This window comes from Collinsella aerofaciens ATCC 25986 (genome assembly GCF_964239575.1).
Lineage (GTDB): Bacteria > Actinomycetota > Coriobacteriia > Coriobacteriales > Coriobacteriaceae > Collinsella > Collinsella aerofaciens_BQ.
Genome location: NZ_CAXSQQ010000027.1, coordinates 1 through 22,324, shown reverse-complemented (window position 1 = coordinate 22,324; position 22,324 = coordinate 1). Strand labels below are relative to the sequence as shown.

Sequence of the window (22,324 nt, the reverse complement as noted above, 5' to 3'; positions counted from 1 at the left end):
GCCTGGGGTCCCTCATATACGGCCCTCCCGTCTCCTGCGCCCCTCCCGGAACTGTCCACATCAGTGTAGCCAATCCATAGAACACCCTGGGCCTCCTCGAGCAGCCGTAGCCCCTCCTGTGCGAGCAGCCGTTGCAGCACCTCGGCCACGCGGAGAGCCTGGGGCAGGCCCCCGACAGGTCCGCGGGCGCGGGCTCGCCGTAGCGCGAGCGCGGCGCGGTGACGTAGCGGTGCGCCGCCACCTCCCTGGTCACGGTCGAGGGCGACCTGCCGAGCTCCGCGGCGATCTCGCGGGCGCTGCGGTTGCGGTCGAGCATCCTCTCGACCGTGTTCCTCTCGTGCCTCGTGAGCCTCCCGTACGACCTTCCGGACGGCTTGGGTCTGGACATGCCGGCCTCCCTCCATCGCGGGCCGGGGGATTCCGGCCCCTCTGGGGTTGCCTACCCGGATTCGCGGCTCAGGACTCAGCGCAACGCGTTGCGCTGAGTCCTGAGGCTGTTGCAATGAAAATGAGAATCAAGGATTTTGCGTAATCTGGGCAAACGCTGATTAATTGCTTGTATAATGTCATCTGTCGAAAGATACAAAAACCTGTACTTTTGCGACTGCGCCTAGCTGCGAGCGAGAAGCCTGTTCTAAACGCCCCTGCATTTGCGTGCATCGCAAAGCCAAAAGAGGGGGGGGCGAGAACATGGAACAGACGGCACGGCGCCAAGAGCAGCTGCCGGGTGCTTTTAGCGGCGCCACCACCAACAGTCAGCACGGCCGCGTCCGCTGGTATCTGGTTCACACCCCCAATGGAAAAGAGCGCGAGACCTGCGAAAAGGTCCGCCGCATTATCCCACACAACCTTATGCAGGACGCTTTTGTGATGCAAAAGGAGTTCTGGTTTAAGCGGGACGGCGCCTGGTCGCTCCAAACCAAGCCAATGTACAAGGAATATTTCTTCGTCGCCACGCGTGATGCCGCCCTGCTCGACAAGGCTTTGGCCCAGTTGAGTTTTGGCTGCAGGATTGCCGGTAGCAAGGAGCGGGCCTATGCGCCCATGCCGGACGATGCGCAGGACTGGTACCGCAGCGTGCTCGACGATGACGGCGTGGTGCGCAACAGCGTAGCCCGCATAGAAGACGGCGTGCTGCACATAGAGCAAGGCCCGTTGGTGGGTCAAGAGGCCCGTGTAAAGAAGATCGACCGTCATAAGCGCTGGTGCCTGGTAGACTTGGGCGAAGGCGACTCGGCTTTTAGGGAGCTGCTTCCGCTGGACGTGCCCAGTAAGACGTAAGGAGACGTCGCACTGGAAATTCATTCGCAATTTGAATTCATCGATTGGGGATCCCTGAGGACAGGGACGTGGATTTGAACTTGACTAGTAAAGAAGTGACAGGGCAAAACGCGCCGGTGGGGGCAGCGCTTGTTGCGCAGGCCATGAATGGCGGCGACGCGAGGATGCGTACAAGGCCATGCAGGCCGTGGAAGGACTGGGGCCGCACGCGCCTGGCATACCGCGCCGTCAAGCGCGCCTTCGACATCGTGTTCAGCGGCTGCGTGCTGGCCGTCATTGCCATTCCGAGCTTGGTGCTCGCCGCGGCCATCCGCCTGGAGAGCGAGGGCAACCCGTTCTACAGCCAGATCCGCGTGGGCCAGACCCACCGTGACGGCAGCCTTTCCACCTTCCGCATGTGGAAGTTTCGCTCCATGTACAAAGACGCCGACGAGCGCCTCGCCGAGCTCAAGGGGCAGAACGAGATCGCCGGGGCCATGTTCAAGATGAAGGACGACCCGCGCGTCACCAAGATCGGCAAATTCATCCGCAAGCACTCCATCGACGAGTTCCCGCAGTTTCTCAACGTGTTCCTGGGCCAGATGTCCGTCGTCGGCCCGCGTCCGCCTCTGCCCAACGAGGTGGCAGAGTACACGGAGTACGACCTGCAGCGCCTGGCCGTGAAGCCCGGCATCACCGGCTGGTGGCAGGTGACGGACCGCAACGACACCGATTTCGACGGCATGGTCCGACGCGACCTGGAGTACATCGCCAAACGCGGCGTGGTCACCGATTTAAAGATTGTTCTCCTCACAGTCGTTGAGGTCTTTACCGGTGGCGGTGCTTGCTAGATGACTGAACCGATTAGGGTAGCCCAGATTGTTGGCAAGATGGTTGGCGGCGGCGTCGAGGCCGTTGTCATGAACTATTATCGCCATATTGACCGAAGTAAAGTCCAGTTCGATTTTCTTGTCGATTCAGATTCGACGCTCGTGCCACGTGAAGAGATCGAATCGCTTGGTGGTCGAATCTTTGAGATTCCGCCCTACCAGCATGCGATTGAATATCAGCGAGAGCTTCAAAGCCTCTTTACGCAAGAGGGCTGGAAGATAGTGCACAGCCATATCAACGCGCTTTCCGTCTTTCCGCTTCGCGCCGCGAAGAAGGCAGGGGTACCCGTGCGTATCGCCCACAGCCACTCGACGAGCGGCAAAGGCGAGTTTGCAAAAAATGCCCTTAAAGGCTTTTTGAAACTGTTTTCGACAAGGTATCCAACTGATTTGGCGGCCTGTACTGAGTATGCCGGTAAATGGCTGTTCGGCTCATCCCATTTTACCGTCTTTAATAATGCTATCGATTTGAGCAGTTTTTCTTTCAATCGATCGATTAGGGATGAGCAACGTGCTGGGCTTGGAGCGCAGGACGATACACTGGTATTGGGGAATATCGGTAGGTTCATCCCCCAGAAGAATCAGCTGTTTTTGCTTGATGTTTTCAAGGCGGTTTATGCTCAGAATCCTGATTCCATCCTTGTTATCTGCGGCGATGGAAAGTTGAGACCGCAGGCGGAGGAAAAGGCGCGCTCGCTGGGAATTGCGTCAGCGGTGCGTTTTCTCGGTCAGATTTCCAATGTACAGGACGTCTATCAGGCGCTTGATTTATTCGTTCTCCCTAGTCTGTACGAGGGCCTCGGAATGGTCGCGATTGAGGCCCAGGTCTCCGGTCTCCCGTGCATCTGCTCTGAGAGGGTCCCCAACGAGGTCGCGCTATCCGGTCGGTGCAGCTTCGTTCCGTTGAGTGCGGGCATTGAGGGCTGGTCCAATGCGATCCTTACCACACGCACAGATGTCGTTAATCGTTCCGATCCTCAAGCATCTCTGGGGCTTGAATCTTATGACATCTTTAGGGCAGCGCCCAAGCTCGAAGAGTACTACCTGAAGTTATTTGAAACGGTGAATTAATGAAAATTTGTATTTTAACGTGGCTCCATAATCAAAATTTCGGTACGTTGCTTCAGGCTTATGCCCTACAGCAGTTTTTGAAGGCAGAAGGGCATGACGTTGTCGACGCCGACTATCTTCCCTGCGTTAAAGAAAAGCTACTGAACTGGGCGATCAACCGGAACTCCTTCGATTTATTTGCTGGCAAAGCACGCGAGCTATTCAATCGCAAGAAGGAACATGATGACTTCGGATCCTCGACGGCTGACGTATTCAATCGCTTTTTGAGCCAGAACATCGAGACCACTGATCGGATTGTCGATACAGACGGACTGGTCGATTTACGGGGAAAATACGATGCATACGTCTGCGGATCTGATCAAATCTGGTCCCCTTATCTTTTGAATAGGAATTTCTATCTCTCCTTTCTAAGCGACAGCGATAAGAGAATCGCGTATGCACCCAGTTTCGGTGTCACGAGCACCACGCAGAGGAAGAAAAAGATCATTACCGATCTGATTAAAACGTTCAGCTCTGTGTCTGTTCGTGAAGATGCGGGCGCGGATTTTGTCGAATCCCTCGGTCTCGAGCGCCCTTCACAGGTTGTGGACCCTGTCCTGCTCCTGTCGAAAGAGGACTGGGCCCCGCTCATCAACGGTAAATGTCCTGAGCCCGGGAAAATCGTCTGCTATTTCCTTGGGAATAGGCCGTTTTACAGGAAAGCTGTTGATTCGATTTCAAAAGAGCTCGGCTGCGAGGTCGTGACGCTTGTCGGTTCAGGTAAAAATGCTGTCGACGAGCAGCTCAATCCGCGTTACGGGCTTGGTCCCGATGAATGGCTCGCTTATCTGGCGAGCGCGCGGTTCGTGTTAACCGATTCGCTGCACGGTACGCTGTTTTCTCAAATTTTCCGCAAAGACTATTACTGCTTCAAGAGATTTGAGGAGACCGACAAGCGCTCTCAAAACTCTCGAGTCGAGAGCCTCTCGAGGCTTTCGAATACCGAGGATCGTCTGCTAGATGGCTATGACAGTCACATGAACGCTACGGAAATCGAGGGCTATGAGAAGCGACTGTCCGACGTGGAGTCGCTCATCACGTTTTCGAAAAAATGGCTCTTGGATGCTCTTGAGCAATAGGGGGAAAGTTAGCTTGAGCAAGAACATCGACACAGTTTCTCACCGGGCCTGCTTTGGTTGCGGAGCTTGCGCGGCCAAATGCCCTTTTTCCGCTATTACTATGCGTACCTCGCCCGACGGTTTCGAATATCCCGTGGTGGACGCAGCGAGATGCACCTCCTGCGGTCTTTGCCTGCGTACCTGTCCGGCGGAAAACCAAGTCGACGCGGACTCGGAGGCCATTCGCGCCGCTGTCTTGCAGAGCGATGACCCGGACGAGCTCGCGCAAAGTTCGTCCGGCGGCGTCTTCTCCCTTCTTGCGAAACGTATACTATCGGACGGCGGGCGCATTTACGGCGCCGCCTGGGATGGCGTCGATCACGTCAGGCATATCGGTATATCCGAGCTTGCCGAAATCGCGCTCCTGCAAAAGTCCAAATATGTCCAGAGCGATGCTAGCGAATCGTATCCCGAAGTGCTCAGCGATCTCAAATCCGGCAAGCGAGTCCTCTTCAGCGGTACTCCTTGTCAGGTTTCCGCGCTGCGTCTCTATTTGGGTAAACCGATGGATGGGCTGACAACCGTCAGCGTTGTTTGCCACGGTGTACCAAGCTCTTCCATGTTTCGTTCCTATGTTGGCTGGCTCGAGCTTCGGGAGAAGTCCGATGTCACCGCACTGACTTTTAGAGATAAATCGAAATTCGGATGGGGCCATAACATAAAAATCGAGTTATCCGACGGCAGGATTATAAAGAGGCCCGCTGCATTCGATCCCTTTTATGGTTCCTACATCAAAGGCCTGATCAGCAGATCGTCTTGCTACGGCTGTCCTTTCAGAGGGTGCGACAGTCCTGCCGACATCATCCTCGGTGATTCCTGGCGTTCTGAGTCTGTCCAAGACTGCGGACATCCCGAGAAGGGTGTTTCGGCCGTTATCGTGAAGACCGAGCGCGGGGCAAAATTGATCGATGAAATAGGCGATTACGTCGCCTACTCTAACAACGGCCTTGCTCCGGATGATGTGCTGCTGCATGAAGATCCTAATAAGCGCTCTGATCTTGAGGAGAGGCGCGATGCCGTTATCGAGCAGTTCGAGGCTACAGGATTACAAGTCTTTGATTCCGTCCTGGCGCCGAATGCGACTCTTTTCGACCGTCTGAAAATGCTGCTCCCCCCGTCGATGCGCCTGCGTGTAAAGCGGTTTGTCCGATCTATTAAACCTAGGACCGTGCATGAGTAACTTCACCACAGTGATAACGATTTGCGACCGTCCCCATATCGGGGGCGGAGCTTCAAAAATCGCAATCGAAACAGCAGCTGCTCTGGCGAGGATAGGTGTCAACAGCTATTTCTTTTCAGCGTTGGGTGACCCCGATCCCTCCTTAATCGAATCGGGCGTTGTTTGTGTCAATTGCGGGCAGAACGACGTCCTGAACGGGGGCGTCTCCGGCGCTGCTCAGGGTATCTGGAACAGGCGCTCGGAAACGGCGCTGGATGATCTACTGAAGCAGCTCGATCCGAAGACGACGGTCGTCCACGTTCACTCTTGGACGCACTCCCTTTCTCCCTCGATATTCACGGCCATAGGGCGACGGGGGTTCAAGTGCCTGATCACAGCCCATGAGTACTTCCTCGTTTGTTCCAACGGTGGACTCTACGATTATGTTAATCATTGCAACTGCGGAATTGCCCCCGGTTCTCCGAAGTGCCTGCTGCACAACTGTGACAAGCGCTCATATATCCAAAAACTGTATCGATCCGTTCGCTTTTCCGTGCAGGGATATGTTTTGAGAGCGCTGCGCCCGGCTGTCGCCTTCGTTTCAGATTCCAGTCGTCGGTTGATTGAGCCCTATCTAACATGGGATGCCGAGCGATTCGACTGTTTAAATTACGTCGATGCGGACAAATTTCAGCATGGGTTTGATGCAGATTGCGAGGCTTACCTATTCGTTGGTCGCCTGAGCCCTGAAAAGGGCTGCGATTTATTTTGCGAAGCCGCCAGTAGGGCCGGTGTGGACGCTATCGTCATCGGTGACGGTACCGAATTGAAGAGGCTGTCGGACAGTTATCCGGATATCAAATTCATGGGCGCGCTGCCCCATGACAAGGTGCTTTCCGTCATGACGCGGTCACGTGCAATCGTTATGCCCTCGGTTTGTCGAGAGACGTTCGGGCTTGTCGCCTATGAGGCCATGATCGCTGCCGGTCTGCCGTGCATCGTCTCTGATGTCGGCGACGCTGCCTCCTTTGTGAGGTCGAAAGGTCTCGGCGAGGTCTTCAGCGCGGGCAATGCCGAGTCGCTATCCGCCGCAATGGTCAATATGCTCGATCCCGATGTTTACTCGCGTTACAGGGGGGCGGTTGAGAAGGCGGACTTCAGCTGCCTCGAAAAGACCGCGTATGTAGAACGTCTTATCGGTATTTACGATCAGCTAATGGCTAAGCTTTAATTGGATGAAGGTTTTTAATGGTTACGGTTGTGATGTCAGTTTACAACGGCACGCGATATCTTACTGAGCAGCTAGATAGCTTAAGACTTCAGACAGTGTCTCCGGACCGAGTGCTGATTGCGGATGATTGCTCGACAGACGGGTCGTTCGATCTCATTGTCAAATATATCGAGGAACACGGACTCGGTAATTGGACCATCAACAAGAATCGCTCTAATTTCGGCTGGCGCAAGAGCTTTAAGCGGCTTCTCGACCTTGCATCTATAGACGATGGAATCGTCTTCCCGTGCGACCAGGATGATATCTGGGAACCCGATAAAATCGCTGTGATGTCCTCAATCCTCGAGAAGGACCCCTCTATCGACGTTCTCAGCTGCGCCGTCGAGCCGTTTTATGAGAGCGGCGGTAAAAAAGTAACAGTCTATGGTGCTGTCGATGATTCCAAACCTCTGGACGATTTGGAGGCCCCGGTTTTCGATAGCAAGTTTATGTCGGTACGGCGCCCTGGATGTTCGTATGCCGTAAAATCGAGTTTTATAAGGGAAATCATGCCATATTGGCAGGATGATTTTGCTCATGACGGTATGTTATGGCGCTTCTCATTACTGAAGGGGACCCTCAGACTTCTAAATCAGCCCTTGATTCGGTTCCGTAGGCATGACTCTAATGCAACTGAGATGCGACATATTGACAGGAAATCTCGTGTTGCTGAGATAGGGATGTGCTTGAGATTTTCTAAGGTTTTAGAAGAATACTGCAGTAGTAATCCTGGCGATTATCGTATATCTTCTGCGCATATAGAGCATTACGGTTCTGTTTTAAATGCCCGTTTGCACTTGCTCGTAGGTGGCCTAAAAATAAGTGATTTAGGCACCATTCTAAAATACCGTAAGTATGAACTGTCAAATCGTTCCCTGCTTGGTGACTTTAAGGCCTTAATCAGTTCCTGTGACAGTAAGTAGGTGTTTAGAATGCTTGAGCTATTTACTAATGAATTCACTATTTTGATTTTCGCCGCAATCTTAAGTGTCATTTCTCCCGTTAAAGGACTATTTTTTTCTGTTCTAGGATTGCTCGTTTTCAAAGAAGTTCTTTCTGGGCGTCTCTACAAAGTGTTTTTAAATAACGCCATTCCCATTGTCGTTATGGGCGCGATAGTTTTCTTTTCTGCTATTGCGTTTACGTCCCGAAGCATTAACGAATCCCTCCTTACGGTCTGCTCGTATTTCTTTTGCATTCTTCTTGGTTATATTTACGGTAAAGCAAAGAATGATGACTGGGTTGAGTCTGCATTGCTTATGCTTCGCAACGTTATGGTGTTCGCCTGCCTATTTAGCTTTGTCCTTGAAATTGTTTTAGGTCAACGACTAGTTACAAATGGTTCCTTTTCTTTTCTGCAAACTGTAACGATTGATAATCCATCCTTGTATCGACTGCGTAGTTTTTTCGGTCATGCAATCGTATTTGGCCAAATGATAGTTATTGCTGTGGTAATTAACTATAAATTGGAGACGGGCAGGATGAAACGTCTCTTATGCTCTGTAGTTCTTTTGGTCGCTCTGCTTCTGACAAAGAGTCGTAGCGCGTGGATTATTCTCATTGCTTTAGCATCGGTGTACCTGGTCTTTCGCCTAAAGAACCCCGAGTATTCTAAATGGAATTTAATTGCCCTTTTAATTCCAGCTGTATTGCTACTCGTTTTTATTCTCTACAAGTTTGGACTGTTTAACTTTGTGGCTTCTCGATTTGGTGAGCTTGAAACTGATGTTTCATATAGCCAGCGTTCCGGAGCCATTGCCTATATTATTCATAGCTTTTTAAGCAGGCCGCTGTTTTGGCTTACTGGAAATGGTTTTGGCAGTAGTCGCGTGACTATGCTGGGCACGACGGTTGAAATTAGCGGTTTTTCAACGGTGGATAATGGTTTCCTTGCAATGCTGTATGAATATGGTTTTCTTGGAATTTGTAGCTTTGTATTCTTGATAATTTCCGCTGGCATCGGTTCGTTCAGGTCGGGTTGCGAACTCGATCAAGTACTATTTACCGTCTCCTGTATATGCTGTGCGGAGCTCATATTTTATTGTGAGCTTGGTTGGTGGGTGCCAACGGTTATCTTGTTTGCTTCCTGTGGACTCGTTCTGGGTAGAACGAGTGCTCGGTATTCAGATTTGTGCGAGTCAGGCCCATCCTTGATTTCTGAATAAATCAAGGATGTTAGTTTAAACAAACGAGGTTGAATGAATTATTCGTCTATTGCACGCAACACTATGATTGCGTTTGCTGCACAGTTTATTTCTCTATCGGTCAGTGTTGTCATGTCGCTGCTCGTGCCGAAAATCGTTGGTGTTGCTGATTATGGATACTGGCAGCTGTTCATGTTTTATACGACCTATTCCGGCTTTTTTCACCTTGGCCTGAATGATGGTGTCTACTTGATTAACGGGGGTCTCTCTCGTGATGAAATCGATAAGAGCTCAATAAAATCCCAGTATATCTTCGGTGCTTGTTTCCAGGCAGTGATTTGCCTCGGCATCACTTTTGTTTCGCTGCCTCTTGTCGATGACGCAAATCGAGTATTTGTTATCGCGTCTTTTGCGCTTTACACCGTCGTCTATAACCTGACAAGTTATTTGGGCTTTGTCTTTCAGGCTATGAACGAAACTAAGCTATTTTCGTTTTCTACAATGCTAGACAGGCTGGTGTTTCTGGCTCCGCTCCTTGTTTTAATTGGATTTAAGGTTTCGGACTACCATCCCTATGTCTACGCGTATCTCGTTTCGAAGATTATTGCGCTCATATATTGCTCTTGGATGGGCAGGGATATCCTATGTGCTAAATCAGTGTCTTTTGGCAACTCGCTTAAGGACGGTATCCGCAGTATCATCGTCGGCGTAAAGCTGATGATTGCGAACATCGCCGACACACTGATCCTCGGGGTATCTAGGTTTCTTATCGATCATTTTTGGGGTATCGTCGCCTTTGCAAAAATTTCGTTCTCCCTCTCTCTTGTCAATTTCTTTATCACTTTTGTCTCGCAGGCGAGCATGGTCTTATTTCCTGCTCTTAGGACAGGTTCTGATGAGGAGAGAGTTCGTTTTTACATTGGCATAAGAAATGCCATCGAACTCATTTTTCCTGCAATCTTTTTGTTCTATTTCCCTATGGTTTGGTTTTTGGGGGCGTGGCTTCCTCAATATGCCGAGAGTCTTAGATATTTTGCGCTCTTACTTCCGATATGCGTCTTCAATACGAAGATGAGCCTTTGCTGTACTACCTATTTCAAGGTTCTTCGTAAAGAACAGCTGCTCCTGAAGTTGAATATCGTTGCCGTTATTTGCAGCACCGTCTTTTCGGTATTCGGTGTTCTCGCTCTCGATTCACTCGATGCTGTCCTGTGTGGCGCTGTAATCTGCATTATCGGAAGGTCACTGTGGTCCGAACTATATTTAAATGAAAGGTTAAGTGCTCCGGGTTCGTCCAGGCCGTTTCAGGAGATTTTGCTTACAGTTGCCTTCGTCTTATTTACCGAGCTCATGCCCGGTGGAGTGGCGGCACTCCTGTATTCGATAGTTTATATTGGCTATCTTTTACTTAATCATTCTGAATTGAAAAACGTTGCCTCGCGTTTGAGCAGGCTTAAGCATTAGTAAATGTCATTCATCTAGATTGGATTAGGATATGAAAGGCATCATCCTCGCCGGCGGGTCCGGCACGCGCCTGTACCCGCTCACGCTCGTGACCTCCAAGCAGCTGCTGCCGGTCTACGACAAGCCCATGATCTACTACCCGCTCAGCACCCTCATGCTGGCGGGCATCCGGGACATCCTGGTCATCTCAACGCCGACCGACCTGCCCAACTTCGAGCGCCTGCTCGGGGACGGCTCGCGCTACGGCGTGAACCTCTCCTACGCCGAGCAGCCCTCGCCGGACGGCCTGGCGCAGGCCTTCACCATCGGCGAGGAGTTCATCGCCGGCGAGCCGTGTGCCCTGGTGCTCGGCGACAACATCTTCTACGGCAACGGCCTGTCGCGCCACCTGACGCGCGCCGTCCAGAACGCTGAGTCGGGCCGCGCCACGGTCTTCGGCTACCACGTGGACGACCCCGAGCGCTTCGGCGTCGTGGAGTTCGACGGCGAGGGGAGGGCCGTCTCCATCGAGGAGAAGCCCGAGCGCCCCAAGAGCTCCTACGCCGTCACCGGCCTGTACTTCTACCCGGGCGACGTCGCCGCCAAGGCGCATGGGGTCGAGCCCTCGGCCCGCGGCGAGCTGGAGATCACCACGCTCAACCAGATGTACCTGGAGGAGGGGACGCTGTCCGTCGTGACCCTGGGCCGCGGCTACGCGTGGCTGGACACCGGCACCATGGAGAGCCTGCACGAGGCCGCGGAGTTCGTCCGCGCCGTGGAGCACTCCCAGGACCTGCCGGTCTCGGTCCCCGAGGAGATCGCCTGGGAGAACGGCTGGATCACGACCGCCGAGCTGGAGGAGGCCGCCGAGGCCTACGGCAAGTCGGTCTACGGCCGGCACCTGAAGAAGGTCGCCGCCGGCGAGATCGTCAACAGCCCGCGCGAGTACTAATCCGATCCAATGGGAGATAGAAATATGTCTGAAGAGCTCTTCGAGCCCAGGAATATCATCGTCACGGGCGGCTGCGGCTTCATCGGCAGCAACTTCGTGCACTATGTGGTCAACAACCACCCAGGCGTCCACGTGACCGTCCTGGACAAGCTGACCTACGCCGGCAACCCCGAGAACATCTCCGGGCTGCCGTCGGACCGCGTGGAGCTCGTCGTCGGCGACATCTGCGACGCCGGGCTGCTCGATAGGATCGTCCCCGGTCACGACGCGATCGTGCACTACGCCGCCGAGAGCCACAACGACAACTCCATCGCCGACCCGGAGCCCTTCCTGCGCACCAACGTCGAGGGCACCTTCCGCCTGCTGGAGGCCGTCCGCAAGCACGGCGTCCGCTACCACCACGTCTCCACCGACGAGGTCTACGGCGACCTGGCGCTCGACGACCCCGCCAAGTTCACCGAGGAGACGCCCTATAAGCCGAGCTCCCCGTACTCGAGCACCAAGGCTTCCTCTGACATGCTGGTCCGCGCCTGGACCCGCACCTACGGGCTTCGCGCCACGATCTCCAACTGCTCCAACAACTACGGCCCCTACCAGCACGTGGAGAAGTTCATCCCCAGGCAGATCACGAACATCGTCGACGGCGTGCGCCCCAAGCTCTACGGCCGCGGCGAGAACGTCCGCGACTGGATCCACACCGAGGACCACTCCAGCGCCGTCTGGGACATCCTGACCAAGGGCCGCATGGGGGAGACCTACCTCATCGGCGCCGGCGGCGAGAAGAACAACATCACGGTCCTGCGCATGATCCTGGAGGCGATGGGACGCGACCCCGAGGACTTCGACTGGGTCGCCGACCGCCCCGGCCACGACCGCCGCTACGCCATCGACTCCACCAAGCTGCAGACCGAGCTCGGCTGGCGCCCGGCGCACACCGACTTCGCCGAGGGCCTCAGGGCCACCATCGACTGGTACGTGGCCAACGAGTCCTGGTGGCGCCCGGCCAAGGAGGCCACCGAGGCCCGCTACCGCGCGCAGGGGCAGTAAGGAGAGCAGAGACATGGCAGACATCGCATTCGAGAAGGACCTCTCCGTCACCGAGACCGGCATCGAGGGCCTGAAGGTCGTCGAACTGGCCGTCCACGGCGACTCGCGCGGCTGGTTCAAGGAGAACTGGCAGCGCGCCAAGATGTGCGCGCTGGGCGTCCCCGACCTCCGCATCGTCCAGAACAACATCTCCTACAACGACAGGAAGGGCGTCACCCGCGGCATCCACGCCGAGCCCTGGGACAAGTTCATCTCCGTGGCGCGCGGCAGCGTCTTCGGCGCATGGGTGGACCTGCGCGAGGGCAGCGAGACCTTCGGCAAGGTGTTCACGACCGTTCTGGACCCCTCCAAGGCCATCTACGTCCCGCGCGGCGTGGGCAACTCCTTCCAGGCGCTCGAGGACGGCACCGCCTACACGTACCTGGTGGACGCCCACTGGTCGCTGGAGTTGAAGAAGACCTACACCTTCGTGAACCTCGCCGACCCCGAGCTCAACATTCAGTGGCCCATCCCGCTGGACCAGGCCACCGTCTCTGAGGCGGACCTGAACCACCCGTACCTCAAGGACGTCGTCCCCATGGCGCCGAAGCGCACCCTCGTCACCGGCTGCGACGGCCAGCTGGGCCATGCGGTGCGTACGCTGGCGGAGGAGCGCGGCGTGGCGAAGGACTTCGACTTCTGCGACATCGACACCTTCGACATGTCCGACCCGGACGCCTACTCGAAATACGACTGGTCGCTCTACGGCACCGTGATCAACTGCGGCGCCTACACGGCCGTGGATAAAGCGGAGACCCCCGAGGGCCGCGCCACCGCCTGGAAGGCCAACGCCACCGGGCCGGCGCTGCTCGCCCGCACCTGCGCCGAGCACGGCATCACCCTCGTCCACGTGTCCTCCGACTACGTCTTCGACGGCACCGCCGAGGTGCACACGGAGGACGAGCCCCCCAGCCCGCTGTCCGTCTACGGCCAGACCAAGGCCGCCGGCGACATCGCCGTGGCCGGGTGCCCGCGCCACTACATCATGCGCTCCAGCTGGGTCATCGACGAGGGCCGCAACTTCGTCAAGACCATGAAGGCGCTGTCCGACCGCGTCGCCGACCCGGAGGACGGGCTCACGCAGGTCACGGTCGTGGACGACCAGCTGGGCCGCCTGACCTTCACGCGCGACATGGCCGAGGCCATCTTCCACGTGCTGGGCACGCACGCCCCCTACGGAACCTACGACTGCACGGGCTCCGGCGCCGTGAAGTCCTGGGCGGACATCGCCCGCGCCGTCTTCGAGGCCGCCAACGGCAACGGGGAGAGGGTCGTTCCGGTCAGCACAGCCGACTACTATTCGAACGCCGCGGGCCCCATCGCACCGCGCCCGGCCCACTCCGCGCTCGACCTGTCCAAGCTCGAGACCAGTGGCTTCCACATGCCCGACTGGGAGGAGGAGCTTAAGGGGTACATGTCCATGCTTTAACATCCAGTTATACTATCAGAATGAACCGATGGTGCATGAAGGGCTCGCTGATGGCAGAGCCCTTCATGCGTTATATTGCATGGTGTACTGCGCAGTAAAACTAATCTCTGTTATTAAATCGGACGGTATTGAATGCTAAATCTTCTTTGGATCATTGGGAATGGATTTGATCGGAACCTTGGTCTCGCAACTGATTACCGTTCTTTTTTGAAGAATCGCTATTTTAAAGATGGCGTTCAGAACAAATATAGGGATGAGCTTGTAAAAAGAGTTGAGGGATTCAGCCCAGAACGAGCGTCTGAACTTTGGTGTGATTTGGAAAATCTTCTAGGCAGAGCATCAGCGTTTTATGAAGACGACGAAGAATTATTTCATGAGACGTTTGAGAATATTCAAGATGAGTTTTTAGATTACGTATTTAGAGAGTCCAGCCGTATGCCTGTCGAGCTTCCTCAGGAGGCAGTTCAGGAATTTCGAGCATCAATTAGCAGCTTCTATACGAGACTCACTGCTGTTGACGTATTAAAAGGGCTCCCCGCTTTGATGTCGACTTCTGAAGACGTGACTGTGCACGTTCTGGTTTTAAACTATACGAATACCGTCAATCGTTTTTGGGATGAGATTGGGAAAGACCAGCCCTTTAGTAAGTTGATTGTTAATACTACGCCTAAGTTCTTTTATCAAGGCACGCTTCTTCATCTTCATGGAGAAATCAATGATGGGGGCACTGCTACCAATATTATATTTGGCGTTTCAGATTCTGATCAGATTACATCTCCCATATATTCCTCTAAGGTGGATTTTCAAGAGCTTTGGGTTAAAGAAAAAAAGAACTATGGAATTTATGGCAATACGAAAACCGTTGAGATGAGTGAGCTGATAGCTAAAGCCGATAGCATTTGTATTTATGGCTGCAGCTTGGGAGAAAGCGATGGTTACATTTGGCGACAAGTGGCTGACAGGTTGTCAGATTCGACATGCAGGCTTTATTTTTTCGACTATGGTTTACCCGATCGTTCTACGGAGGCTGCCAGGGCTTATCAGAAACGACGTCGTGATTTGGTCCGACGTTTCTATGAGGTTGCAAATGTGGCTGCAGAAGATGAGAAATCGATATCAGATCGTTTTTTCCCGGTTGAGTCAACTAAGGTCTTTAATTTCAATTCACTTGTTTAATTGATTGGACCGACTGTGTCTCGTATCGACGATTTCGGGTGGATGTTAGTTAAAGCTCTAGTGTTCGCACTTTGGTGATTCTAAACATAGGACTGTTCGGGCATTCCAAACTGTGATGGTGCATTCGTTGGCGCATTCAAAAAACTTTCTGCTTTGAAAGGCATCTGGGTGCTGCTGAATGCGGTCGGCATACTTCTCGGCCCATTCATCGGCCTTGCCATTTCGCACAAAGTAATTGTTGGACAGGTCGGTTGAGCGGTAGGCATAGTCGTCCTTTTGGTAGTTTGCCGCGTGGTCGGAGTGGGCGATTGCCATGAGCTCGTCGGTCAGGCCAAAGTACAGATGGCGCTGGTCCAGGTCTCCGTACCAGTTGTCGCTGGTGTCGTTCCAGGTTAGGTCCATCTGGCACCATTTGCCGTCGATCTTTACGGCGTTCCAGGTGTGGCTGTTGCCTGTGATGCGGCCGTTGGCGATGCCCGCGGCGTCAAGGAGCTTGGAGTAGATGCGCTGGTAGCTCTCGCAGGTGCCCTGGTGGCGCGTGAGGCCGCTTTCGGCCGAGCACCAGTTGAGGCTGTGGTCGTACTCCAGCTGGTCGAGCGTCCAGTCGTGGAGCGATCGCGTCGAAAATGTTGGTGTAAGGGTGACGCCCTAGCGCCCGTTTAACGAAGAACGGCCTTCGTCCTAGAATCTGAAATCACCACAACAACAGGTTCTAGGAAAGGACGAAGACCGCTATGGAAATCTTATCAGACCCGACGCCGGACATGCTCGCCATGCCCCGTTTCGACGACGGCGCCATCGACATGCAGGAGCTGCTCAGGCGTCTCGCCGAGCAGGTCGTGAACGCCGTGATGGACGCCGAGGCCGACCAGCTCTGCGGTGGCGGGGGGAACAGCCGAAACGGCTACCGCGAGAGGTCGCTCGCCACCTGCGTCGGCACGCTGACGCTGCGCATCCCCAAGCTGCGCTCCGGCAGCTTCTTCCCCGAGGACGTGCTCGAGCGCTACCAGCGCGTCGACCGCGCCCTCGTGGCCGCCGTGGCCGAGATGTACGCCACGGGCACGTGGCTGCGCAAAAACGTGATTGACTACTGGGAGGATTATCTGAACCGGGCGGTTGATGATCAAAAGAAACGTTTTAAGCTCGAAAAGGAAATTGGGAAACGAATCGAAAAGCTACAAAACTAGCTATTTAACTGTTTTCTAAACTGGATCAATTAACGCTAATCGCCTGTTGTGCCTGACTTCATTTGCGGAACTGGAGCCAACTTTGATCAAACAAAAACAGAACGGAGCGGCCTCGATCGATATTGCCGATATATTGGTTGCGATTTTAACTTCGGCTGCTCTCCCTGTAGTTTCTCACATGCTTACTCTTGTGTTTGGGGATAGCTCACTGTGGTCGGTCGATCGCCTGATGGTTCTCTATTTCTCTTCTCTTTCTGGATGGATATTACGAGAGAGTTTTCGGCTTGCAATGGTACAAAGTGGGCTAAAGGCCAGGGGCTATACTTTTATGGACTCTGACGCGGCCGGTAATGCAGTATGGACTTTTCCCGTTATGGTTGCACTTTTCTGCTGGGATACGGTTCCTGGGCTTATGGCTTTGTTGGTTATTTATTGCGCCGCGGCTTTCTTTCTATCTAAAAACAAAGGCATTATTTGCATTGATGCCGAAAAGATGTGTTTTATTGGGGTTACGGTGTCTTTGACCGTTCCGCTAACTGAAGGATCGCTTGCTTTTCTTGATGTCGATATTTCTGGGACGGTCGTATTAATTGTTTTCATACTATTGCTTGTTTATTTAATAGCCTTTAACTATTTAGTTGATCGCATTCGAATTCGGCATAGGGAGCGCAAACGTTAAAGCAAAATATGCTACAGATTTTGATTGACTAATTCTTCGTTATTTCAATCAGGAGCTCAGGCTTGTGTGTGCGTATCTTTGCACTTGAAATGGAGCATCCGTCTTGTTTTTCGTTTGTTTTTGATATACGCGCTAATAAGTAAGATGAGGATAACACATGATTAAAAGAGTTATTTCTGAGTTAGTCCCAAGTGCACCCGCTCTTCTTGCTTTCTTTGAGTTTGTCTTCCCCAAAGTTGCCGAACGCGCTTTCGATCATGTCCTTAATAGGCGAATAGCGGAATTTAAATCCATCTTGGATACTTCTCTTGAGGCATATAAGGATGAGCCTGCACGCGCTTCATCTGCTCATAGGTTGAATTTCGATCAAGAGATGCGTTTTTTTGACAAAAACGGACAATTTGCTGGCGGAGCTAATCCTGCTTATCCAAGAGATGCGGGATGCAATATTGGGTTCTGACTTTGGCGAACTGGAGAAGAGCTGTTTCCTTCGCTACCTTGAGATTATTCCCGAACTTAAGAATACCTTGCTCGTGTACGAACCGGGGGTGCGTTTGTCACCAATGGAAATTAGCCCAGTTTGCACTGATTGCCATGCTCTAATTGGACAAATGTAAATGGCGTTTCGAGACATTGCCGAACTCTTTCGCGGTAGCGTATAGGGTCCCGTGCGATTCGCGAGCTCTTCCCTTGATATCATGACCATAGCGTTCTATTTGTCGACCTTTATCGGAGATGCCCTATGGTCCAGATCGATCCGATGGAATATCCAAAGTTTTCCGATTATTCATCCCATGCCCAGTCTTCTCCCAATATTCCTGTTGGGAGTGCGGGGATGATCGAGTCTTTAAGAACGATTCTGGATGTCTTAAAGCGCGGCCAATCCCTAGACGATGCCATTTCAATTGAGGGCTCAACAGCCAAGCTTTCTCTTGGCGAAGCTTGTCTTGCCCTGAGCCCGTGCGGATTGGTTGTTAAGACTCCTGAGGGATACATTCCTTCTGCAGAAGCGGAACGTTGGATTGACACGGGAGATAACTCCTATCTGGCTGCGTGCTTGGCAAGTCGTTGCAAATTCTTTAGCGGCATGATTGATGCGCTAGGCACGCCAAAAACTTCGGGTGAGCTGCGTTTGACGGCTAATGCCGAGTACGGAATGAGCTGGAGCAAGAAGGGTGAGGTTCAGCGACGTCTAAAGTGGGCTCGCGAGCTTGGCCTTGTTGAGTATCGAGAATACGAAGGATGCAGATACGCGCGTACGGCTCTAGGTGACCAATGGGTTTCTCAGATCGAAGTGGAGCCCAAGGGCGTCTTGGAGGAGTCTGCCTCCTTAAACTGGGTTGATCCTTCAAATTGGGCCGTCGAGCTAGCTTTAAATGCCAAACAATCTGATCGCTCGGATTCTATTGGATTTTTCGCTGGTTGAGCATCCGGTTTTATTGATGCCACAGTTGAGCTTCTTTCCATCGTTAAAAATGGTGGTGATGAGGCTGCAATCGTTCAGTTTTCAAACTTGTCCTATAAACTTTCCGAAAGCTCAACCAGGGCGGCGATTTCCGCACTTTCAAAATTGGGCTTTGTGCGGCGGTCGTCACTTACGACGTACGAATTAACCGCAATTGGCGACGCTTGGCTGTCTGAAAAATCTGCAGTTAATTTTGCATGCTGTTTTCACGCGGCGTTCTCTTGGGTATTCGAGCTTTTGCCGCTTGTTGGTTACAGCTCGTTTGATGTTAGATCACTCCAGCTGCTTCTATTCGAACGTTTTAACGTCAACATCTCCCATGATGCGCTAAGAAAGCGTCTTAATGTGTTGTTGAAAGCTGGCTTGCTAAAAAAGAGAAGCCAGATGAGTTATCAAGCAACTGAGCACTGCGATTCTTTTTTGAGCGGTTATGGCTTTAATTTCACCGTTGATTCCATTGGCAAGCAGGGGGCGGGACCCGAGCAGCCCGTGGCTACCGATGTCGACAAACTGATTGGAGAGCTTTGGGATGCTTCGCGCGATTCCGGTCATCCCGATCGGCTGGAACGAGCTGTGGAACGGTGTTTTAGTCGCCTTGGGTTTAGAACGACTTTGTTGGGTGGGTCTGGTGACACAGATGTTTTAGCCGTCGCAAATGCTGCTTCGAGATTTTCTTATTCCGTGGTAATTGACGCTAAATCAACCTCTAATGGCGGGGTTTCTGCCTCACAAGTCGATTTTGATACGCTTGAGCTGCATCGTCGTAATCACAATGCGTCGTTCGTCGCCGTTGTGGGTTCAAGTTTTTCTGAAAAACGAATCTGCGATAGGGCTAAGGAACACGACGTCGCTTTATTTGGAATTAGCGAGTTGGAAAAACTCCTTAAGCTTCAAGAGGAGATTCCTCTCGTCTCTCAAGACTACAAAATTCTCTTTGAGTATTCGGGATCTATCGATCTTGGTTTATTGGAACCCGCTATTGCTCGCTTTAGGCGAACGACCAAACTGCTCGATTTGGTGCTCAGGGCGTTGCTTTCTCAAAACGAAGATAAAGAATTTGGCGGCGTGATGTCTAAACGGGATATTTACTGGTTCATGAAAAACGGCGCGTCCTCAATTGAAGACTTGTCAATCAGTGAGGTTGGGGAAATGCTCGAGTTCCTGTCCTCTCCTTTTGTTGGGTGCATTGGTAAGGATAAAGACGGATATTACGCTGTGGGATCTTTTGATGATGCTGCTAAGAGGCTTGTTCTGCTGGCTAAGGCGTGTAATGGGTAGCGTTGGCTTGGTCGGGAGCTTGGCTGCGTTCATATAGAGGCGTCCGTCAGGCCGTCGGTATGCGCTTCTTGGGGTGCAAACTTCAGCAGGTAGTCGATGTCGTCGTTAGGTATGGCGTGACCTTTCGTTGGTTGACGCGTCTCGGAACGCCCGGTGCGTTTCGGGTTGATGGTTGCCTGGATAAGGTCGAATATGGGCGGCTTCTACTGGTTGACGTGACCGTGAACAAACAATTGATATCGATTAGATTTAAACCAATTGCGGTGGAAGCCTTCGGGCGACACCTGAAGAGGGTTGATGCGTCGGCCCTCTGTTTGTTTGGATGTAAGATTCGGCCTGTCAAAACATACATCTCAATTGGGAAAAGGCGAAATAGCGGGTGTTTTTTCTGCTCGCATGTAACTTTACTGATGCTCATTTACTTGGCTCTAATTCGCAACGGATTCTTTGCCGAGGATTGACCGCGACTGTTCATTTCCTTAGAGTGTGAATTGTGATGAGGCCTTGCGACGGTACGTCCGGCTTGGTCCGCGGGAACCGCCGAAAGGCGGTTTTCGCGTTTAAGGTGCTGGTCGAGGAAATCTAAAACAGGGGTTTGGTCTGCCGATCTCGGATTTTTCCCGCACTTCCGAAAGCTCCTGCCGGAAGTATGCGGCAAATTCCGGAATCCTCGAACACACCGCCTTTTTCGGGTAAAGAAGCAGCATGTAGAAGCGTTGCCGCTATCCAGTGCGGTCGGCATGTCTAGATTTTGCCGCAAACTTCCGGATTGAGCACCAGCTTGGTTGGGTTGTTTATCGATTTGGGGCTGCGGAATTTACCTTATACCTTGTTATTTGTATTCAAATAGCTACACTTAACTTATAAGTTAAGTGTAGCTAGAGATGGGGGTGGCCTTTGGCAGAAGGATATGAACTTGTCGAATATAGAGACCCCAAGGGCCGCCCGTTTTGGGAGCTGACGACTTCTCCCGACAACTCTCAATTTCAGAAGATGATGTCTGACCCTAAGCGTAAAATTGCTGTTCGTAAAATGATCGTACAGATTTCAAAAATCTATGATTATGGGTTAAAGGTTGCCAGTGGGACCTCAAAGCTAAGATGTATTGAATCTAAGATTGGCCTCTATGAACTAAAAGGGTTTGACGGGACAAATCGAGAGATGATTTATGCCATATGTCAGGGCGTAGACAAAATCGTTCTATTGTTTTGGTTTAAAGGACATCAGGGATCAGGAAATATCAGTAAAGAAATCGAGCGGGCCAAGCGATTAGCCGTAATAGCACGTCAACTTCTGGAAACTGAGCGTTGACTTTTATACTTGGCTTTCGAAACGGAGAATACAATGAATAAAGTAGATTTATCTGATTTTTACGCCGAGACAGAAACTAGCGAAACACGCGCTTATGAACACGCGCTAGATATCGAGTTTATTGTTCATCGCGAGATGAAGCATCTGGGTTTAAGCAAAAGCGAGTTGGCAAAGCGTATGGGCGTGAGCCTTCAGTCGCTTTCGAAACTGTTGAATTCTCAGCCCAATATGACGCTTAAGACAATCGCCAGGTTCGAGCTCGCTTTAGGTATCAATATCGTTCCTAAGGTTACCGTTAACTATTCTAAAGAGCTACCGTTTCTCTCGTCCAATGAATCCCTGCGCAAGCAATGGTCTTTTAGGAACGAACGTCCGTCCTCGCATGTGAATCTCGAGATGATTTCCGGAGGTTTGGCAGCATGAGTGGGGATTTTATTGCTCCGATTCAAGTCGTTCATTTGTTTGTCGTTGACTCCGATTTCCATATCGAGGATTCGCCCTCGGATAACATGGAATTAAAAGTTGACGTTAGCTACCAAGATGTCCACCTTTGGAAAAACGGTAATGACGCTCGCGCAAGTTTAAAGATGTGCGTAATTGGCAGCCTCCTTGACAGAGATGAAGGTGCACAGGAGAAGATGCACGCTGGCGTTACAGTATCCATCTCGGTTTCAGCGCAAATGCCTATGAACTCTCCCGATGACGAGGCGCGTCACTACCTTCTTTCAAATGCTATTTCGATGGCATATGCCCATGCAAAGAGCTATTTGATGGTTGTTACTGGACTTTCGCCTATGGGAGCGCTTACATTGCCTGCCATTCTCCCTGCAGAGCTGTCAGCAGATTGCGATGTGCCTTTTCAGTGCGAATAGTAGCCTCTCAATGAGCCTGGGTCGGACGAGTTGCCACTCCCACATCCTCAAAAAAGTTCTTAAAACAGCCTTAAAGGCTTTCCAGCTCGCGTTGACAGCGTAAAATACGCATGTTTGACTATGACTAAAGTGGATTTTAGGGGAGGGGTGCGCCATGGAGGTGCTGGTTGTTGGCAACACCGCATATGTTGACGATGACTTTTGTGCCAAGGCGTTCCCCGGGGACCATGTCCAGGTCGTCGCTGCCGCGGAAGCGCGCCGCGATGAGTCATCACCCCATGCCTCGTGGAAAGAGCTTCTGCAACACCTGGATCAGGCCTACGAGTTCGACCGCGTGGTCTACCTATCCAATTACCTTACCCCGCATACCGATACCGTGGGCGATATCGAGCTGTTGCGCTCGGTCTTTCGTGCGTGCGGGTAGTGTCGAGAAAGTTGGTGTAGAGCCCCATCCGAAGCGAGTCGGCCCGGCGTCCTAGAATCTGGAACACGGTT

Annotated in this window: 23 protein-coding genes and 1 pseudogene; 22 read left to right on the top strand and 2 right to left on the bottom strand. The window is 52.5% G+C overall.

Annotated features, from left to right (window positions below):
- Window positions 1-388, bottom strand: a 388-nt coding sequence (locus ACESUZ_RS08995; protein WP_229089667.1) for a helix-turn-helix domain-containing protein, incomplete at its 3' end; no start/stop codon positions are given.
- A 302-nt stretch (window positions 389-690) separates the two neighbouring features.
- On the opposite strand from ACESUZ_RS08995, the gene ACESUZ_RS08990 reads away from it, so the two are divergent.
- The 13 genes from ACESUZ_RS08990 (at window position 691) to ACESUZ_RS08930 (ending at window position 15,037) form a co-directional block, all read left to right on the top strand.
- Window positions 691-1,281, top strand: coding sequence for a hypothetical protein (locus ACESUZ_RS08990; protein WP_373199692.1), 591 nt, complete (start codon window positions 691-693; stop codon window positions 1,279-1,281).
- 80 nt (window positions 1,282-1,361) lie between these two features.
- Entirely contained in the window at window positions 1,362-2,111 is a 750-nt protein-coding gene (locus ACESUZ_RS08985; RefSeq protein WP_373199690.1) for a sugar transferase, read from the top strand.
- Window positions 2,112-3,221: a glycosyltransferase family 1 protein gene (locus ACESUZ_RS08980; RefSeq protein WP_070100768.1), complete on the top strand. Its 1,110-nt coding sequence runs from the start codon at window positions 2,112-2,114 to the stop codon at window positions 3,219-3,221.
- The gene (locus ACESUZ_RS08975) at window positions 3,221-4,339 is read left to right on the top strand and encodes a polysaccharide pyruvyl transferase family protein (RefSeq protein WP_217751017.1); all 1,119 of its coding nucleotides are present in this window, start codon (window positions 3,221-3,223) and stop codon (window positions 4,337-4,339) included. The genes ACESUZ_RS08980 and ACESUZ_RS08975 overlap by 1 nt, the downstream gene beginning before the upstream one ends.
- A 13-nt stretch (window positions 4,340-4,352) precedes the next feature.
- Entirely contained in the window at window positions 4,353-5,558 is a 1,206-nt protein-coding gene (locus ACESUZ_RS08970) for a Coenzyme F420 hydrogenase/dehydrogenase, beta subunit C-terminal domain (RefSeq protein ID WP_373199688.1), read from the top strand.
- Complete coding sequence (locus ACESUZ_RS08965; protein WP_055287512.1) at window positions 5,551-6,768, top strand: glycosyltransferase; 1,218 nt, start codon at window positions 5,551-5,553, stop codon at window positions 6,766-6,768. Before ACESUZ_RS08970 ends, ACESUZ_RS08965 begins: the two co-directional genes overlap by 8 nt.
- A 17-nt stretch (window positions 6,769-6,785) precedes the next feature.
- Window positions 6,786-7,730, top strand: coding sequence for a glycosyltransferase (locus tag ACESUZ_RS08960; protein WP_271761769.1), 945 nt, complete (start codon window positions 6,786-6,788; stop codon window positions 7,728-7,730).
- Window positions 7,731-7,739: 9 nt separating this feature from the next.
- Entirely contained in the window at window positions 7,740-8,972 is a 1,233-nt protein-coding gene (locus ACESUZ_RS08955; RefSeq protein ID WP_055287508.1) for an O-antigen ligase family protein, read from the top strand.
- 33 nt (window positions 8,973-9,005) lie between these two features.
- Complete coding sequence (locus ACESUZ_RS08950; protein ID WP_217751012.1) at window positions 9,006-10,415, top strand: MATE family efflux transporter; 1,410 nt, start codon at window positions 9,006-9,008, stop codon at window positions 10,413-10,415.
- 31 nt (window positions 10,416-10,446) lie between these two features.
- On the top strand, window positions 10,447-11,346 hold the full coding sequence (gene rfbA, locus ACESUZ_RS08945; protein WP_373199650.1) for a glucose-1-phosphate thymidylyltransferase RfbA: 900 nt from the start codon (window positions 10,447-10,449) through the stop codon (window positions 11,344-11,346).
- Between the two features lie 24 nt (window positions 11,347-11,370).
- Complete coding sequence (rfbB, locus tag ACESUZ_RS08940; protein WP_373199686.1) at window positions 11,371-12,393, top strand: dTDP-glucose 4,6-dehydratase; 1,023 nt, start codon at window positions 11,371-11,373, stop codon at window positions 12,391-12,393.
- Between the two features lie 13 nt (window positions 12,394-12,406).
- Window positions 12,407-13,861 carry a sugar nucleotide-binding protein gene (locus ACESUZ_RS08935; protein ID WP_373199684.1) on the top strand — a complete coding sequence of 485 codons (1,455 nt, stop codon included), beginning with the start codon at window positions 12,407-12,409 and terminating at the stop codon, window positions 13,859-13,861.
- 132 nt (window positions 13,862-13,993) lie between these two features.
- Window positions 13,994-15,037 (top strand): AbiH family protein, encoded by a 1,044-nt coding sequence (locus tag ACESUZ_RS08930; RefSeq protein ID WP_373199682.1) that lies wholly within the window; start codon window positions 13,994-13,996, stop codon window positions 15,035-15,037.
- A 57-nt stretch (window positions 15,038-15,094) separates the two neighbouring features.
- Here the strand turns inward: ACESUZ_RS08930 and ACESUZ_RS10135 are convergent, their stop codons facing one another.
- Window positions 15,095-15,625 (bottom strand): transglutaminase domain-containing protein, encoded by a 531-nt coding sequence (locus tag ACESUZ_RS10135; RefSeq protein WP_505456179.1) that lies wholly within the window; start codon window positions 15,623-15,625, stop codon window positions 15,095-15,097.
- 146 nt (window positions 15,626-15,771) lie between these two features.
- Here ACESUZ_RS10135 and ACESUZ_RS08915 point away from each other — a divergent pair.
- From ACESUZ_RS08915 to ACESUZ_RS08875, 9 genes and pseudogenes are all read left to right on the top strand, one after another.
- Window positions 15,772-16,113 (top strand): annotated as a pseudogene (locus tag ACESUZ_RS08915) (transposase); the annotation flags it as partial.
- Window positions 16,114-16,306: 193 nt separating this feature from the next.
- Entirely contained in the window at window positions 16,307-16,903 is a 597-nt protein-coding gene (locus tag ACESUZ_RS08910) for a hypothetical protein (RefSeq protein ID WP_373199677.1), read from the top strand.
- Between the two features lie 157 nt (window positions 16,904-17,060).
- Window positions 17,061-17,363, top strand: coding sequence for a hypothetical protein (locus ACESUZ_RS08905; protein WP_373199675.1), 303 nt, complete (start codon window positions 17,061-17,063; stop codon window positions 17,361-17,363).
- A gap of 282 nt (window positions 17,364-17,645) precedes the next feature.
- The gene (locus tag ACESUZ_RS08900; RefSeq protein WP_373199673.1) at window positions 17,646-18,329 is read left to right on the top strand and encodes a hypothetical protein; all 684 of its coding nucleotides are present in this window, start codon (window positions 17,646-17,648) and stop codon (window positions 18,327-18,329) included.
- 87 nt (window positions 18,330-18,416) lie between these two features.
- On the top strand, window positions 18,417-19,646 hold the full coding sequence (locus ACESUZ_RS08895; RefSeq protein WP_373199671.1) for a restriction endonuclease: 1,230 nt from the start codon (window positions 18,417-18,419) through the stop codon (window positions 19,644-19,646).
- 897 nt (window positions 19,647-20,543) lie between these two features.
- Window positions 20,544-20,957 (top strand): hypothetical protein, encoded by a 414-nt coding sequence (locus tag ACESUZ_RS08890; protein WP_373199669.1) that lies wholly within the window; start codon window positions 20,544-20,546, stop codon window positions 20,955-20,957.
- Window positions 20,958-20,990: 33 nt separating this feature from the next.
- Window positions 20,991-21,380, top strand: coding sequence for a helix-turn-helix transcriptional regulator (locus tag ACESUZ_RS08885; protein ID WP_316370051.1), 390 nt, complete (start codon window positions 20,991-20,993; stop codon window positions 21,378-21,380).
- Window positions 21,377-21,829, top strand: a complete 453-nt coding sequence (locus tag ACESUZ_RS08880) for a hypothetical protein (RefSeq protein WP_373199666.1) — start codon at window positions 21,377-21,379, stop codon at window positions 21,827-21,829. The genes ACESUZ_RS08885 and ACESUZ_RS08880 overlap by 4 nt, the downstream gene beginning before the upstream one ends.
- A 154-nt stretch (window positions 21,830-21,983) precedes the next feature.
- The gene (locus ACESUZ_RS08875; RefSeq protein ID WP_373199664.1) at window positions 21,984-22,253 is read left to right on the top strand and encodes a hypothetical protein; all 270 of its coding nucleotides are present in this window, start codon (window positions 21,984-21,986) and stop codon (window positions 22,251-22,253) included.
- Window positions 22,254-22,324: the final 71 nt, after the last annotated feature.

What these genes read in the sequence shown, in the direction of transcription:
- ACESUZ_RS08990 (WP_373199692.1), top strand. Translation starts at nt 691, where the DNA reads ATGGAACAGACGGCACGGCGCCAAGAGCAGCTGCCGGGTGCTTTTAGC.
- ACESUZ_RS08980 (WP_070100768.1), top strand. Translation starts at nt 2,112, where the DNA reads ATGACTGAACCGATTAGGGTAGCCCAGATTGTTGGCAAGATGGTTGGC.
- ACESUZ_RS08975 (WP_217751017.1), top strand. Translation starts at nt 3,221, where the DNA reads ATGAAAATTTGTATTTTAACGTGGCTCCATAATCAAAATTTCGGTACG.
- ACESUZ_RS08965 (WP_055287512.1), top strand. Translation starts at nt 5,551, where the DNA reads ATGAGTAACTTCACCACAGTGATAACGATTTGCGACCGTCCCCATATC.
- ACESUZ_RS08960 (WP_271761769.1), top strand. Translation starts at nt 6,786, where the DNA reads ATGGTTACGGTTGTGATGTCAGTTTACAACGGCACGCGATATCTTACT.
- ACESUZ_RS08955 (WP_055287508.1), top strand. Translation starts at nt 7,740, where the DNA reads ATGCTTGAGCTATTTACTAATGAATTCACTATTTTGATTTTCGCCGCA.
- ACESUZ_RS08950 (WP_217751012.1), top strand. Translation starts at nt 9,006, where the DNA reads ATGAATTATTCGTCTATTGCACGCAACACTATGATTGCGTTTGCTGCA.
- rfbA (WP_373199650.1), top strand. Translation starts at nt 10,447, where the DNA reads ATGAAAGGCATCATCCTCGCCGGCGGGTCCGGCACGCGCCTGTACCCG.
- rfbB (WP_373199686.1), top strand. Translation starts at nt 11,371, where the DNA reads ATGTCTGAAGAGCTCTTCGAGCCCAGGAATATCATCGTCACGGGCGGC.
- ACESUZ_RS08935 (WP_373199684.1), top strand. Translation starts at nt 12,407, where the DNA reads ATGGCAGACATCGCATTCGAGAAGGACCTCTCCGTCACCGAGACCGGC.
- ACESUZ_RS08930 (WP_373199682.1), top strand. Translation starts at nt 13,994, where the DNA reads ATGCTAAATCTTCTTTGGATCATTGGGAATGGATTTGATCGGAACCTT.
- ACESUZ_RS08905 (WP_373199675.1), top strand. Translation starts at nt 17,061, where the DNA reads ATGATTAAAAGAGTTATTTCTGAGTTAGTCCCAAGTGCACCCGCTCTT.
- ACESUZ_RS08900 (WP_373199673.1), top strand. Translation starts at nt 17,646, where the DNA reads ATGGTCCAGATCGATCCGATGGAATATCCAAAGTTTTCCGATTATTCA.
- ACESUZ_RS08885 (WP_316370051.1), top strand. Translation starts at nt 20,991, where the DNA reads ATGAATAAAGTAGATTTATCTGATTTTTACGCCGAGACAGAAACTAGC.
- ACESUZ_RS08880 (WP_373199666.1), top strand. Translation starts at nt 21,377, where the DNA reads ATGAGTGGGGATTTTATTGCTCCGATTCAAGTCGTTCATTTGTTTGTC.
- ACESUZ_RS08875 (WP_373199664.1), top strand. Translation starts at nt 21,984, where the DNA reads ATGGAGGTGCTGGTTGTTGGCAACACCGCATATGTTGACGATGACTTT.